A 15,321-nucleotide genomic window follows, 5' to 3' on the forward strand; every position below is an offset into this window, starting at 1 on the left:
GTGTACCTGTACCTGTTACCACAAAACCATCAGGATTTATTTGTGGCGTAGGTTGTGTAATGGTAACAGTTAGTTGACCATTGCTGCAGCCTACAGGCGTTGCAGTAGTACATAACTGATAACTGATAGTATACACACCTGCAGGGGTAGTAGGCGGTACTTTCACATCACCAGTCGCTGGGTCTATAAATGGTGTATTAGCAGGTACCGGTGTTACAGTAAGTGTTGCATTACCTCCAGTTGATAAGGTTACCGATGCCGTACCAATACGGTCGTTATTAGTAATTCTACCTATAGTGCGAGTAGTAGTACCAGTAGGAGTCATTGGCACTGTATAGTGGTCTGCCCCTATGATAGGTAGTACAAATGCTTGTACTGTTGCCGAAAGCGTTGTAACTGTACTACAGTTGCCCAATACGGCTCTCACTACGGTAAGGGTAGCAGTATTGCTCACAGTTACGGTGTGGGTATATACCCCAGCTGCATTCATAGTAACTGTTTGCACTGCACCACCATTATAGCTATAAGCCACTTTTGCTGTTGGTGTTGCCTTCACTACAAAGGCTACTGTTGTTGCTACTCCTTTTTCTATCGTTGCAGGTATAGCACGCACTTGCGTTACAGCAAGTGTAGATACTGTTATAGTTGCTACCGTACTAGTAGCGGTAAGGCTACCACCACAACCGCTAACACTAAAGATTACGCGGTAAGCAGTAGTTTGGGTATTAGTACTAAGGGTAAGGGTTGCTATACCATTAGTAGTGTTTTGTACTGCACCTACATTTGCCCACGTACTACCATTTCGTTTTTGCCATTGGTAAGTAGTGTTGCTAAGGGTAGCAGTAGCTGTTAGGGTTACCGCTGCTCCTTGGCACACACTTTGGCTTTGTGGCTGTGTAGTAATACTAAGCGTAGCAGGTACTATAGAAGTAGGACACAATTCTACCGCATAGCCTGCCCCTCCACTATCCAATCCATCTACAGTTAGCTCGGTAAAAGGTTTGTCTGAAGTTACTATCACACGAGCATCATCGGAAGTATTAGTAACAGTAGTGATAATAGTATGTCCACTCTGTATACTAACCCCACCATTTCGGCAATCTGTTACCGATAAGCTTATCGTACCGCAGTTAATAGTAAACTTAGCCTTATCAGGCTGTTGGGGTGCTACAGCACCATTAAGTACAGCCAGCCATACTTCAGCTTTGGTAATAGGTTTAGAAAAGGCAAAAGTAGTTTTTGTAGCCCCTTCGGTACCTCCTACCCACGTATAACCTCCTAAATAAAAAGGTTGACAAGTTCCTATAGCGGCCGTAACTGGTGTAAATTTAGGAGTACCTCCAGCAAAATTTCTGGTCACTTCTACCCCGTTCAGAATAGTTTTTGCATTATCTACAGTAGCAAACTGAAGTGCTGGTACAGCGTCGCAAGTAGCCCCTTCTTCTGCTATTTTTACTACTATATTGGTACTACTTACCGTACAATTACCTTCTATTTTAGTAACTACCAAATTGGTAGCTGCCGAAATACTTTTAGTAATAGTAGCCACTCCTCCAGCAGGCAGGGTAAGTATAGGTTGGGCTACTCCAGCTATCGTATAGCTAATCTTAGCCCCTGCGGTACCTTTAAATACAAAGTTTACATTAGTAGCTATACCTGTTTTTATACTGTTAGGGTAGGCTTTTACCGTTTCTAAGCCTGCATTTGTAAGAGTAAGAGTAGCCACTGTAGAAGTAGCGGTTAGCGAGGTACTACAAAGGTTATAGGTATAAATAACCCTATAGAACGGTTTGAAATTACCAGAATAGATATTACTCAATGTAAGGGTAGCCGTACCATCGGTCGTACCCCCTGATAAATCATTATTCCACGTTACCTTATCATTAGAGTTTTGCCACTGATAACTAACCATACCAGTAAAGCCTGCAGTATCTATGTGCGAAGTAAAGGTAGCGGTACCTATCATCTCGCACACGCTTTGGCTTTGTGGCTGTGTAGTAATACTAAGGGTAGCTTCTTTTATAGAACTAGGACACAACTCTACTAAATAACCATTCCCTCTGCTGTTTAAAGCATCTACAGTTATTTCAGTAAAAGGTTTATCTGCCGTTACTACCACTGCAATATTAGTGTTATCATAATTTCCCATTCCAGCAGCTACCACTGTATTTTGCGACTGTACAGTAAAGCTAGTGTTATTTCTACAATCATCAGTAACTGATATTTGAGAAGTAGCACCACAATTCACAGTAAATTTCGCTTTATCTACATCTGTAGTACTACTCACACTAAATGCCGAAAGCCATATTTGGGCACTGGTAATAGGTTTAGAAAATTTATAGGTGAGCTTGGGAGTTCCTGGTGTATCTCCTACCCAAGCGTTATTAGCAAACCAATAAGCTGGACATTGAGGATCTCGAGAATATTGTGAACTTCCTAATACTTTCACTACTCCATTAGCAAAAGACCTCGTTACGGTAATGCCGCTAAGCACCACAGTAGCATTATCGCTTGCTGCAAATAGCGAAGGGGGCATACCAGTACAAGCTGCTCCATCTCCACCCACGCTCAAACGCATAGGAACCGTTACCTCACAAATTTTCTTTATTTTAGTAATGGTAATATCAGTAGTTTGCGAAAGGGTTCTGTTGAAAGTATAAATACCGCTCGCCCCTAAATTGACCGTTTGGGTATTGGTACCATTGATATTATAGGTAACATCTGCCCCTACAGTACCTTTGATAGTAAACTGTACATTGGTAGGCACGCCTAACTGTATAGTAGCTGGCGAGGCTTTAAACTCGGTTACCTCTATTTTATCTCTTACATCTATATCAGCTATAGTAGAAGTAGCCGTAGCAATGATACCGGGTTTTACCTCATAACTGTATATTACTCTATATTTCTTACTAGGCTTAGAAACAAAATTAATTGTTAGTGAAGTAGTTCCGCCACTGTTAATAGTACCTGTAAAAGTACCTTGAACTGAAGGGTCACCCCAAGTTACACCATTATCAGTACTTTGTTCCCATTTATAGTTAATCGCACCTGTAAAGCCTGTTTTTAGAACTGCTTTAGAAGTCAAACTAAATGGCAAAGTTTCACAAGTAGTCTGGCTAACAGGCTGTTGGGTAACGCTTACTACCTGAGCGTCTTGTACTGAGTTCGGGCAAATAACTACATAATAGCCGCCTCCATCACTATTGTCATCAGTAAGGGTTATCTTATTAAAAGGCTGTGTAGAAGTTACTTTTATCCCTACATCGGTAGTAACCCTTTTAGTAAGACTTTTTACGTATGTACCATTAATAATGGTAGTCCCTGGGCGACAGTCGTACACATTAGTAAGTGAGGCAGTACCGTTATTTACTGCAAAATAGAGCTTATCAAGGGTACCTTCATTTATATTATCACCAAAGTAATACAAAAATACTTCGGCACTCTTTATAGGGTTTGAAAATTCGTAAGTAAGTGTTTTACCATCTCTCAACAAAGGTAAACCTGCTGGATAATTTACATTACCCCCACAATGGTTAGACGTATTAACAGCTGTAGTTATATAACCTACATTAGCTACAGTACGCTTTACAGTTAAACCATTCATAGTAGTCTCAGCTACTTGTTGTCTTGGGAAGTTAGACCCTATAGTAGCAGGCGTACAGTTATCTGTAGCAGATTGAGCAAATACTGAAGTAGGACAAAGGGCTACAAAGTACCCAAAGCCTGTACTATTTTGGTCAGTAAGGGTTATTTCCGTAAAAGGTTCAGAAGATGTTACTTTTATAGCCACATCCACTGTTCTTTTCGCATTCGCAGCACTTTTCACCTTCCCTCCCGTAATAGTAGTACCACTGGGGTTACAGTTATAAGTTTGTGAAAGCTCAATAGTACCTTTGTCTACAGCAAATTGTACCTCATCATAAGTAGTAAAACTACCATTATCACCAAAAGCTATTAAAAATATCTCAGCCGAAGTAATAGGACTACTAAATTTATACTTCAGCGTCTTCTTAGAAGGATTCAGAAGTGGTAAATTTTTAGTGTAGGTTACTGCTGTACCACAATACGTATTATGAGGAGCAGATAGTTTGCCAAAAGAAGTACCTGCCTCTACAGTACGTTCAACATTTATTCCATTAGGGAGAGTTGTGTTTGCTATTGTTGTCTCAGGAAAATTTGCTGAAACTGAAGCTGGAGTACAAGACGACATATCTATAGGCGTAAGCACCGACTCCAAACAAATCTCTACATAGAAACCATGACCTTGATTGTAATTATCTGTTTCTATAGTAAGTTCTGTAAAAGGCTCTGTAGAAGTAAGCCCTATGCTTACATCAGTCAGTTTACTACTTTTAGAAACTATTTTATCAGTTCCCTGTAGTTGCGCACCATTCCCACAATCCTTGCGTATATCCAACGAAAGGGTACCTTTATTTACTGTAAAAGTAGCGTAATCTAACTTATGAGCTGCTGCTGCATATCCAAATTCAGCAAAGAAGATTTCTACATCTGCAATAGGCTGACTAAACCTATAGGTTATCTTTTGCACTCTATTAGAGTCCATAATAGGATAACCTGCAGGATATGTTTTTTGAGAACCTCCGCAGTGGGCTGCCTCATCCACAGGCCATTTATTAAGAGGTGCTTCATCGCCAGAGTAGCTTACTCCTTTATCCGTTCCTGCAAGACGGCGTTTGTTCTCTAATATACGAGTTACTGTCACGCCTCGTATAGTAGCCTCCGCTTGAACTCTTCCGTAGCGTTGCTTTGAAAGAGAGTTAAAAGGAAGTGATTTTGCCTCATTTGTATATTGCACTGGGTCAGGCATTGTCGCACACGAACTCTGTGCTCTTATTTCCCCTATAGAAAATAAGAAAAACATTGCCACCAATACACTTTGGACAAAATTCGTTAGTAATGTAAGTTTTCTTTTCATTAATAAATAATTTAATTATTAAGTTTTTGTCATTAATGGGTACAATTCACCCATTACAATTTTCAACCGCAAAATTACAAACTTTATACCAATCTTCAAAACAATAGGTAAAGATTAACAGAAAATTAACAGCTCTACCTATATTTCTCTTTAGTTGTCAAGCTATTTTTTATAAGAGTATCAGGAAGGTAACAAGTAAAAAACTTTGCTAAAGGTAGTAAATTACAACCTTTAGCAAAGTCTCATTTGCTAATTTCCAAATTTTCTAATTCCCAAATTTGCTAATTTGCAAACAGCGGTCTTTCCTCCATAAACAGATTCACTTCTTCCGCTATAGCTTCAAGAGCCTCATCATTAGTATGGTTGGTAATAGCACGATCTATAAAGTCAGCTATGCGTTCCATATCAGCTTCTTTAAGACCACGTGTAGTAACCGCTGCTACTCCCACACGAATACCACTAGTTACAAAAGGCGAACGTGTATCAAAAGGCACCATATTCTTATTTACAGTTATATCAGCTTTGCCCAAAGCAATTTCGGCATCTTTACCGCTGATATCTTTATTGCGCAAGTCTATTAGCATCAAGTGGTTATCAGTACCTTTCGAGATAATATCATAACCTTTGCTCAATAAAATACTTGCCAATTTACGTGCATTCTTTTGTATTTGTATAGCGTAATGCAAAAAGTCGTCTGAAAGAGCTTCTCCAAAAGCAATCGCTTTGGCTGCAATGATATGTTCCAAAGGACCTCCTTGGTTTCCTGGGAACACAGCACTATCCAACAAGCTCGACATCATTCTCACTTCCCCTTTAGGCGTTTTAAGTCCAAAAGGATTTTCAAAGTCTTTACCCATAAGGATAAGCCCCCCACGAGGACCCCTAAGCGTTTTGTGGGTAGTAGTGGTAACAATATGGCAATGAGGGATAGGGTCACTAAGAAGTCCTTTAGCAATAAGTCCCGCAGGGTGTGCTATATCAGCAAAAAGAAGGGCACCTACTTTGTCTGCTATTTCCCTAAAGCGTTTAAAATCAATATCGCGCGAGTATGCCGAAGCTCCTGCTACTATCATTTTTGGACGTTCGCGCAAAGCTATTTCCTCAATATTATCGTAGTTTAGCATCCCCGTTTCTTTTTCCACTCCGTAGAATACTGGCTCATACAAGCGCCCCGAAAAGTTCACTGGCGAACCGTGAGTAAGGTGTCCACCGTGTGAAAGGTCAAATCCTAATATCTTATCGCCAGGTTGCAAACAAGTAGCATATACAGAGGCGTTGGCTTGCGAACCGCTGTGTGGTTGTACGTTGGCGTACTCAGCCCCGAAGAGCAATTTAGCGCGATCTATAGCTATTTGTTCTATTTCGTCTATCACTTCACAACCTCCGTAGTAGCGCCTGCCAGGGTAACCCTCAGCGTATTTATTAGTAAGAATAGAGCCTGCCGCTTCCATTACTTGCTCGCTCACAAAGTTTTCTGAAGCTATCAGCTCAATACCTCTTTCCTGACGTTCTTTTTCGTCTTGAATAAGTTCAAAAATGTCAATGTCTCTTTGCATCTTATATAATTATTAATTTTGAATTCTAAATTTACACTTTTATTTTGTTATTCTTCATTCATCATCAGAAAATATATCATTAAACATATCCCTTGCATTAGTATAGCCTTTTACAAACCCTTTTTTATATTTTTCTACTAAAGAATCTCCTTCCTCAATAGCCTCAATGGTTTTCTCATTAGGCTCATATATTTCTTTAGGCTCTGCTACTACATTTGCAGGCTCTGAAATATTCGTATTATATGTTACTTTATTATAGATTATAGTCCTCATATTTTTTAATTTTTTCGCCACACAAAGGCTGTTCAAAAAGTCTTTAATAATTACACCACACACTTTAAAAATTGCCTATGCGGCTCGCACTCCCAATAGTCCCACTCGTCCCAACAGTCCCACTCGTCTCACCAGTCCCATTTGTCCCACTCGTCTCACTCGTCTCACCCGTCCCACCAGTCCCACAAATCTGCCTGTGCGGCTCGCACTCTCACCAATTCAAAATTCAAAATTCAGAATTCAAAATTCTCCTCCTGCGGCTCGCACTCCCACTAATTCAAAATTCAGAATTCAGATTTCAAAATTCTCCTCCTGCGGCTCGCACTCCCACTAATTCAAAATTCAAAATTCAGAATTCAAAATTCTCCTCCTGCAGCTCGCACCACTAAATTCATCACAGCAACCTCCTCAAATTTCCCACGCCAATAAAGCCAGTCCTTCAGTACCGCCATTGGTTTAAAGCCCACTTTTTCAAACAGATGCAAGCTAGGGGTGTTATTCATAGGGATATAAGCCACCAATTGGTGTAAATCAAAGTAATTGCGTACATTATCAATTAGTAAGGTAAGAGCTGTGATGCCGTAGCCCATTCCTCGGTATTGTGGGAGTAAAGCAATCCCCACCGAGGCTCTCAAGTGCTTGGGCGAAAAATCGTATATATCCACACAGCCCATAGCAGTATTATCATCATCGGCAATCACATATCTAAATTGTTTCGCCTCGTAAATATCTTGCTTAGCACGATATAAATAATCCTCCAAAAGATGCCTTGCAAAAGGCAACTGCGTATCGCTCACCTCCCACAGCGAGCGTTCGTTTTCCAACCAATATAAAAAATCTATATCTTCAGGTTCTAAAGCACGAAGTGTCATTTTAATTTGGTAATTTGCTAACTAACTAGTTCATTAGTTTCTCCTTTAAATACTTTTTTAGCTTCTCCTTTCAGGAAAACGTTAGTATATACTTTACCTGTGCATTCAAACGATACTTGCAGGTCGCCCCCTACAGCGTGCAGAAGAATATCGCGATGAAGTGTACGTCCCGTATGATAAAGAGCAATAGCCGCAGCAGTAGCCCCCGTACCACAAGCGTATGTTTCATCTTCTACGCCTCGTTCGTAAGTACGTATAGTAAAGCCGTCTTTGTCAGCCCCTACAAAATTGATATTACTTCCCCCTATAGCTTTATAGCGATCGCTATAACGAAGCTTAGCCCCTATTTTTTTTACATCTATACGTTCCAAATCATCTACCCATTCCACGTGGTGGGGCGAACCTGTATTGAGAAACACATAGTCGTCATACATTTCTATCGCTGTTACATCAGCCATTTGCAAGCGCACCAGTCCGTCTTCAATGGTCGCGTAATGCGAGCCATCTATAGCTATAAAAGTAGCCTCATCAGCAATAATGCCCAACTCTTTAGCAAAAGCTACCACACAGCGTCCGCCATTGCCGCACATTGTACCCTCACGCCCATCAGCATTGTAGTAAATCATCTTAAAATCGTAGCCTGCAGCATTTTCCAAAAGTATCAACCCATCGGCACCAATGCCAAAACGGCGGTGGCACAATTGTGCTATAAGAGTATTATCGTTTTTAGGGAATTTTTCTTGTCGGTTATCAATCATTATAAAATCATTGCCCGCACCCTGATATTTGTAAAAAATCATTTTCTAAAACAAGTCAAATAATAAAAGAGTTAGATAAGCAAAAGGCGAGGCAAACACCAAGCTATCCAGCCTATCCAATAAACCACCGTGACCAGGTAATATAGTACCACTATCTTTCACGCCTGCAGTCCGTTTAAAGCTCGATTCTACAAGGTCACCTATAGTACCCATTACCACCAGCACTTCAGCCATCACTATCCATTGCCACATAGGGCGAACACTATAAATATCAAACAATATAGCCACCGCTGTAGCTCCTATTAGTCCCCCTACAAAACCTTCAATGGTCTTTTTAGGCGATATACGTTCAAAAAGTTTGTGCTTGCCAAAAGTACGCCCACTGAGGTAAGCAAAAGTATCACTCGCCCAGATGATGCACAATATCCCTATCATTGTAATTTGCGATTCGTTGTTAAACATATATTGTATAAACTCACTCGCATCAGCTGGGTGGTCTTCGTGCCTATAAATAAGCGGTACAAACAAGCAGCCCCCCCCTATATACAACAAACTAATAAGCAATTTTGTATTGTTATTTTGCTTTCTCAGAGGAATTTTTTCATTGAATAGAGAGAGTATAAGCGATATATTGGTAAGCAAAGTGAGCAATAGCAACATATAAAGCATAAACTCAGGCAGTTTTAAGTGTATAAACAACCACCATAAAAACAAAAACGCCAAAAATATATGCAGTTCTTTCAATCGTATCAGCATTTTAAACTCAAACAAGCAAATAATACCAAATGAAAGAAACAAAAAGTCAAAAGCATCAGTATTGAGCATAATAGCTGCCAGCAGCAGGAATGTGTATATAAATCCTGTGATAGTGCGCTTAAATAATTCGTTCATAATTAGGCTACTGAGTTATATTTTCTAATAAAATAAGATAAGTTTCTTTGCTACTTACACCATAAGTTTCTATACTAGTAGCATCGGTTTCTTGTATAAAATTCTGCAAGGTCATCAGCCCCGTAGGTTTTTGGTTATCACAATATTTTTTATTAATGGTACGCATTCCTTGTGCGATATCTTTCACCAGCTGTGAAGTTCTAGCAAAGACAATAAAAGTTTCTGGCAATTTCTCTATTTTTTTATGTTTTATTTGGTGCGATGAGAACATTATACCGCCTACATCGGCTACTAAGCATTCACAATCAGTAAGATATACATCAGCTTCAGCGATGGGAGTAGCAAAGAGTGTTTCATTTTCTTCAAACATTTCATTAATTGTTTCCGAATTGTTACTACTCATTTTAATAGTAATTCCTAATTCTTTCACTATTTGTCGGAAAGTATCCTGCACCTCAATATCCGAAGTACAATAGATAAACTTGCCGCCTTTTTTGGTAAAATTGCGCGCAAAAAGCTCATCTATAGATATTTTAGTTTGCTTAGGAATATCTTTCTTTTTAAATAAGTTCTTAAAAAAATTCATTATAATAATTAATGATTCATACTTCTTCCAACTGCCCCATCAATTCAAAATTCAAAAATCATTGGTAGCCGATAACTTGGTTAATATTTTGCTGCAAAAATAAGTAAAATAAACGAAATAGCAAATTTACAGCCCACTTTTTTATTTTTCACCACTTCCCCTCGCCCATTTAACCCCTCCTACAATTCCCCAATTCCCCAATTTGCTAATTTGCTAATTTGCTAATTCCCCAATTTGCTAATTTCCTAATTTCCTAATTAAACTTTATTTACTATCTTTGCCCTCAAAAAAAGAAATGACTATCAATATTATAGGTGCTGGCAATGTAGCCTACCATCTTACCAAAGCACTACTTTACAAGCAGTTGCCCCTGCAACAGCTCTACAACCGATCGGCTTTTTCTGCTGATTTTGACTGCTTTGCTGTTGAAAAAACTCACTGTTTGAGTGAGCTTAAGCCTGCTACGCTTACTATTATTGCCACTTCCGATAATGCTATTGCAAGTCTTTCAGAACAATTACCCTTTAGCGGTGGGCTGGTAGTGCATACTTCGGGCAATACGCCCCTCACAGCTTTGCACCCCAAAAACAGGCGTGGTGTATTCTACCCGCTGCAATCGTTTTCTAAACACACGGAAGTAGATTTTAGCAAAGTACCTATTTGTTTGGAAGCCGAAAATACTGATGACCTTACTCTATTACAACAACTCGCAAGTCATCTCAGCACCCATTGTTATCAGCTCAGCAGTGCGCAGCGACAGTTGCTACACGTAGCAGCCGTTTTTGCCAATAATTTTACTAACCACCTGATAGCCATTAGCCAAGAGATATGCGAGCAACACCATATACCTTTTGAGCTATTGCAACCTCTCATTGCCGAAACCTTTGCAAAACTACAGCATCACACAGCATTAGAAGCCCAAACAGGACCCGCAAGGCGTGGTGATACCCGCACCATAACAGCACATTTAGCATTGCTAAACGAACCTCAAAAACAACTATACGAATATCTTACTAAATCAATTATAAATACCTATGGAAAAAAAGTGTTATAAAGAATTATTGAAGGACATCACTACCTTCATTTTTGATGTAGATGGCGTTTTTACAAACAGCCAAGTACTAGTAGATAACGACGGCGACCTACTGAGAAGTATGAATATGAAAGACGGCTTTGCCCTAAAAACGGCTGTAGCCAAAGGTTATACTGTATGTATTATTACCGGAGGGGGCAATATAGGCGTAAAAAAACGCTTCGAGAATCTGGGCGTAACCGATATTTATATGTTACGACACCAAAAACTCGAAACGTTCTTAGAATATTTACAACTCAAAGGGCTTACACCCAATCAGGTGCTTTATATGGGTGATGATATGCCCGACATACCACCAATGAGGCATAGTGGGTTAGCTACTTGTCCCCAAGATGCAGTGCCCGAAGTAAAAGCCGTAGCACATTATATTTCCCACTGCAATGGTGGCGATGGGGCAGTACGCGATGTAATTGAGCAAGTGCTCAAAGTGCGCGGCGACTGGGAAATCCCCAATGTATAATGATGAACTTTGAATTACAAAATAAGGCTGCCCATTTATCTTGAGCAGCCTTATTCATTTCCTAATTTTCAAATTTGCTAATTTGCTAATTTTTAAAACGCTTTTATACGGTACATCAAGCCCACACTCACGCGGTTAGTAGCTACAGAGCTGAGGGTTTCTACTTTTCTACTTCTGCCTATGTATGCCAAGAAGAAACGCAAATCTTCAGTTGCAAAAGGCAAGTATTCTACCCCAGCATAATAACCTAAACTTGTGAGTTTATTATTTACCAATGATGATTCGGCAGTTTCATACATCCCTTTTACAAACAAATTCCATTTAGGGTTAGGCTGAAACTCTGCTTTAGTTACTACCGAATTATAGCGAGCATTCTTCACTATTTGCGATCCGCTCAATGGGGTATAACGCAACCTATCAAGTTCATCATTAGCCATCATATAATCTACAAATAGTTGGAATTTACTCAAGTTCAGCTTAGTACCCAACATTACCAAAGTGTTGTTATAGCCATTAGCTTCTGTTTGTACCCCAGCACCCCAACGAGTTTGCAATACACCATCAAAGAAATTACCATTCCAGTTCGCTATATAAGCCAAAGGCGAGTTAGCAGCTGTAATAGTTGTAGAAGCTATACCTGCATAAATATCCTTAAGCTCACGATTGCGCACATCAGTAACCTGCAATATAAATTCGTGGTTAGGGTTAGGTGTATAAGCAACCATTGCGCCCACCATAAAGTTATCCATATTATTTAGAAAATCAGAATATTCATAGATATTCATCGGGTTTAGGTCATATTCAAAACCTCCCCACATTTGGCATAATTTACCCGCTGTAACCGACCATTTTTCATTCAAGCGGAAACCTGCATACATCATATCAGTAGCATCGGCAAGGTTGTCTAAGCTCAAAGCTACATTACTTTTGTTGAGCCTATGACGAAAACGGTAGAAGATACGGTCTGTAAGGTCGCCACGCACCTCTAAGCGTAGTTGTCGCCCCCTGAATCGGGTGGTCATATCTGTACCTTGCGCTTTTTCAGCATCAAAACTCGACTGGAAGTTAAAGTACATATTAAACTTCTTGTGTAGCGGACTTTGCCCTTCAGCAGGAGGCTGCATATCCGATGGAGGTGGTGACGGTAATGTAGCCATACGGAGCTGCTCTACCTCCATTTTTAATTGGTGGATTTGCTCCTGCAAATCTTGTTGCGCCAATGCAGCACCCCCCACTAGGAGGCTCACTGCCAATAAAACTTTTCTCATATCGTATTAATTAGTAGTTATTGTAGCCATTTATCATTAGTCATTTGCCTTTTGCCGCAATCTAACGACTAGCAACTAAAATCTTAGTACTCATCAAAATACTTCTGTATTGCTTTCCAATCTTTTGTTTTGGTAAGTGCCAACATCAATAGTACGCGCGCTTTTTGAGGATTGAGCGTTTGCGAAGCTATAAATTCGTATTCGCTGTCATCTACTTCAGCATCAGTAGTAGTTGCCCCCGTAGGCACACGTGATGAACGTACTATTTGTATCCCTTCTTTACGTGCTTTTACTGCCAAATCAAAGTTAGCTTTGTAAAAATTACCATTACCTACCCCTGCGTGCACTATTCCATCGTATTTAGCGTCAATAAAAGCCTGCATTGGCAGTTCAGAAGCATTGGCATAGCTGTATACAATCCCTACTTTAGGCAGTTCTTTCAAATTATCTACATTGAAGATAGACTGATAAGTGTGTTTTTCTTCAGGTGTTCTATTGAAATAAGCTTTTCCGTTGTGAATGTAGGCTAAATTGCCATAATTAGCTGCTTGAAAAGTTTCCACGGCAGTAGTGTTAGTTTTAATAACATCTTTAGCACCTATTACCACATCGTTCATACATACCAATACGCCACGTGCCATAGCATTTTTATCAGCTGCTACAGCTACTGCATTGTAAAGGTTTAGAGCACCATCAGCACTCATACTATTAGCAGGGCGCATCGCACCTACCATCACTACAGGCTTTTTGCTATGTACGGTAAGGTTTAGAAAATAAGCCGTTTCTTCCATCGTATCTGTACCGTGAGTAATCACAATGCCATCGTATTTTTCTTTGGTAAGTAGCTGGTTGATGCGTTTTGCCAGTGTAAGCCACACCTCATCATTCATATCTTGTGAGCCTATTTTCACAATCTGTTCAGCACTCACATCAGCGATGTCTTTTATTTGAGGCACAGCATCTATAAGTTCATACACGCCCAACTCACCTGGTTTGTAATTACTTTCGGTAGCCGATCTACTCACTCCCGCAATGGTACCCCCTGTAGCCAAAATACGTATTCTTGGCTTTTTTTGCCCAAAGGCAGCTACTGACATCATCACTAATAATATCAGCGCAATTTTCTTAATCACTTTCATTATATAAATAGTTTTAAACAGTTTTTCAAATCAAAAAAGTATACTAATAAGTACAAAACCTACAACTATAGCCACAATTGTAGCTATAAACCCTGGTAATTGAAAGGAATGGTTCAGTACATAACGCCCTATGCGAGTAGTACCCGTACGGTCAAAATTGATAGCCGCTACTACAGTGGGGTAATTGGGTATAAAAAAATAACCATTCACTGCTGGGAACATCGCTACTAAGGCTAAAGGGGATATTCCTAAGGCAATGCCCAAAGGATATAGGGTGCGCACAGTAGCTGCTTGGCTAAACAAAAATATAGACATCACAAATAGTGCTACAGCAAACAAAAATGGATATTGCATAACTATATGCTCTATATGGCTTTTAAAAAAATCTATATTACCATTGAAAAAAGTATCACCCATCCACGCTATACCAAAAATAGCAATTACAGCTTGCATACCCGCTATAAAAACACTCCCTTTAACAGCTTTAGTAATATTCGTATTGGTAAACATTAGCATTAGCCCTGCAGTAGTCATCATTACTATTTCAATAGTTTGAGTCATCGATAGTCTGGTAACTACTCCATTGGCATCTACATCAAAGGAGGGGCGCAAACTATCTATAGAACCAAAAAGCACGATTGAAAGTACCCCCAACAAGAATATAATAACCGATACTTTAGCGTTTTTTTCTTCCTTAGTAGCGGTAGCTTCATTGTGTTGTTTGTTGTCAAGGAGTCCTTCACGCAAGCGGCGCAGGTATTCAGGGTCTTTTTCTAAGGGTACACCTATAAAACTTACAGCTATAGCCCCTGCAATTACACCTATGAGGGTAGCTGGAATACAAACCATCAGTATACTGCCCAAAGTAATCCCTTTATCGCCTAAAAGCTCTGCCGAAAGCAATGCGGCTGTTGCTGCCGATATGGGGCTCGCTGTAATGGCTTGTTGTGAGGCTATCACCGAAATAGACAGTGGACGCTCCGGACGCACCTTGCTATCGGTAGCTATTTCAGATATAATAGGCAATAGTGAATACGCAATATGTCCTGTCCCCGAAAATAGAGTAAAGAAATAGCATACAACAGGGGCTAAAAAAGTAATCATAGCGGGATTTTTCCGCAGAATTTTTTCAGCTACTTTCACCAAGTAGTCCAATCCTCTTGCAGCCTGCAAGGTAGATGCTGCTGTTATTACAGCTACAATGATGAGCATTACATCTATAGGTGGGTTGCCTGGTTTCAGCCCAAAACCGAATACTAACACGCCCAAGCCCATCATTCCAAAGATACCTAAGCCTATGCCTCCTACTCGGGCTCCTACAAAGATAGCAAGTAATACTATGAGTAGTTCTATATATATCATATCACTTTCTTTTGTTTTCTTTTCACGCCTCAAAGGTACAAAACTTTTTTATAATAGAAACTATTTTTAGAAAAAAAACTTTGGCAAAGGTTATAGGGCGATTCCTATAACCTTTGCCAAAGTGTGT

Annotated in this window: 12 protein-coding genes; 2 read left to right on the plus strand and 10 right to left on the minus strand. The window is 39.8% G+C overall.

Annotation, left to right across the window (positions count from 1 at the left end):
• The 7 genes from HMPREF9075_RS05525 to HMPREF9075_RS05555 form a co-directional block, all read right to left on the minus strand.
• The coding region (locus tag HMPREF9075_RS05525) for a hypothetical protein (protein WP_009415498.1) at positions 1-4,936 on the minus strand (4,936 nt) is incomplete at its 3' end.
• A 281-nt stretch (positions 4,937-5,217) separates the two neighbouring features.
• Positions 5,218-6,492: a serine hydroxymethyltransferase gene (gene glyA / locus HMPREF9075_RS05530; RefSeq protein ID WP_009415499.1), complete on the minus strand. Its 1,275-nt coding sequence runs from the start codon at positions 6,490-6,492 to the stop codon at positions 5,218-5,220.
• A 54-nt stretch (positions 6,493-6,546) separates the two neighbouring features.
• Complete coding sequence (locus tag HMPREF9075_RS05535; protein WP_034556987.1) at positions 6,547-6,765, minus strand: hypothetical protein; 219 nt, start codon at positions 6,763-6,765, stop codon at positions 6,547-6,549.
• A 356-nt stretch (positions 6,766-7,121) separates the two neighbouring features.
• Positions 7,122-7,637, minus strand: a complete 516-nt coding sequence (locus tag HMPREF9075_RS05540; protein ID WP_009415501.1) for a GNAT family N-acetyltransferase — start codon at positions 7,635-7,637, stop codon at positions 7,122-7,124.
• Between the two features lie 17 nt (positions 7,638-7,654).
• Entirely contained in the window at positions 7,655-8,437 is a 783-nt protein-coding gene (gene dapF, locus HMPREF9075_RS05545; RefSeq protein ID WP_009415502.1) for a diaminopimelate epimerase, read from the minus strand.
• Between the two features lie 3 nt (positions 8,438-8,440).
• The gene (locus HMPREF9075_RS05550; protein ID WP_009415503.1) at positions 8,441-9,286 is read right to left on the minus strand and encodes a phosphatidate cytidylyltransferase; all 846 of its coding nucleotides are present in this window, start codon (positions 9,284-9,286) and stop codon (positions 8,441-8,443) included.
• A gap of 7 nt (positions 9,287-9,293) precedes the next feature.
• Positions 9,294-9,872, minus strand: coding sequence for an LUD domain-containing protein (locus HMPREF9075_RS05555; RefSeq protein WP_009415504.1), 579 nt, complete (start codon positions 9,870-9,872; stop codon positions 9,294-9,296).
• 295 nt (positions 9,873-10,167) lie between these two features.
• On the opposite strand from HMPREF9075_RS05555, the gene HMPREF9075_RS05560 reads away from it, so the two are divergent.
• Both HMPREF9075_RS05560 and HMPREF9075_RS05565 read left to right on the plus strand, forming a co-directional pair.
• Positions 10,168-10,926 carry a Rossmann-like and DUF2520 domain-containing protein gene (locus HMPREF9075_RS05560; RefSeq protein WP_009415505.1) on the plus strand — a complete coding sequence of 253 codons (759 nt, stop codon included), beginning with the start codon at positions 10,168-10,170 and terminating at the stop codon, positions 10,924-10,926.
• Complete coding sequence (locus HMPREF9075_RS05565; protein ID WP_009415506.1) at positions 10,907-11,425, plus strand: HAD family hydrolase; 519 nt, start codon at positions 10,907-10,909, stop codon at positions 11,423-11,425. Before HMPREF9075_RS05560 ends, HMPREF9075_RS05565 begins: the two co-directional genes overlap by 20 nt.
• A 92-nt stretch (positions 11,426-11,517) precedes the next feature.
• Here HMPREF9075_RS05565 and HMPREF9075_RS05570 read toward each other — a convergent pair whose 3' ends face one another.
• The 3 genes from HMPREF9075_RS05570 to HMPREF9075_RS05580 form a co-directional block, all read right to left on the minus strand.
• Positions 11,518-12,693, minus strand: coding sequence for a porin (locus HMPREF9075_RS05570; RefSeq protein ID WP_009415507.1), 1,176 nt, complete (start codon positions 12,691-12,693; stop codon positions 11,518-11,520).
• A gap of 83 nt (positions 12,694-12,776) precedes the next feature.
• On the minus strand, positions 12,777-13,835 hold the full coding sequence (gene ansB / locus HMPREF9075_RS05575; RefSeq protein WP_034556979.1) for an L-asparaginase 2: 1,059 nt from the start codon (positions 13,833-13,835) through the stop codon (positions 12,777-12,779).
• 27 nt (positions 13,836-13,862) lie between these two features.
• Entirely contained in the window at positions 13,863-15,194 is a 1,332-nt protein-coding gene (locus HMPREF9075_RS05580) for an anaerobic C4-dicarboxylate transporter family protein (protein WP_034556981.1), read from the minus strand.
• Between the last annotated feature and the right edge of the window lie 127 nt (positions 15,195-15,321).

The sequence above is a fragment of the Capnocytophaga sp. oral taxon 332 str. F0381 genome (genome assembly GCF_000318275.2).
Classification (GTDB): Bacteria; Bacteroidota; Bacteroidia; order Flavobacteriales; family Flavobacteriaceae; genus Capnocytophaga; species Capnocytophaga bilenii.

Excerpts from the sequence above, each read along its gene's own strand:
- glyA (WP_009415499.1), bottom strand. The coding sequence starts at position 6,492 with ATGCAAAGAGACATTGACATTTTTGAACTTATTCAAGACGAAAAAGAA.
- HMPREF9075_RS05535 (WP_034556987.1), bottom strand. The coding sequence starts at position 6,765 with ATGAGGACTATAATCTATAATAAAGTAACATATAATACGAATATTTCA.
- HMPREF9075_RS05540 (WP_009415501.1), bottom strand. The coding sequence starts at position 7,637 with ATGACACTTCGTGCTTTAGAACCTGAAGATATAGATTTTTTATATTGG.
- dapF (WP_009415502.1), bottom strand. The coding sequence starts at position 8,437 with ATGATTTTTTACAAATATCAGGGTGCGGGCAATGATTTTATAATGATT.
- HMPREF9075_RS05550 (WP_009415503.1), bottom strand. The coding sequence starts at position 9,286 with ATGAACGAATTATTTAAGCGCACTATCACAGGATTTATATACACATTC.
- HMPREF9075_RS05555 (WP_009415504.1), bottom strand. The coding sequence starts at position 9,872 with ATGAATTTTTTTAAGAACTTATTTAAAAAGAAAGATATTCCTAAGCAA.
- HMPREF9075_RS05560 (WP_009415505.1), top strand. The coding sequence starts at position 10,168 with ATGACTATCAATATTATAGGTGCTGGCAATGTAGCCTACCATCTTACC.
- HMPREF9075_RS05565 (WP_009415506.1), top strand. The coding sequence starts at position 10,907 with ATGGAAAAAAAGTGTTATAAAGAATTATTGAAGGACATCACTACCTTC.
- HMPREF9075_RS05570 (WP_009415507.1), bottom strand. The coding sequence starts at position 12,693 with ATGAGAAAAGTTTTATTGGCAGTGAGCCTCCTAGTGGGGGGTGCTGCA.
- HMPREF9075_RS05580 (WP_034556981.1), bottom strand. The coding sequence starts at position 15,194 with ATGATATATATAGAACTACTCATAGTATTACTTGCTATCTTTGTAGGA.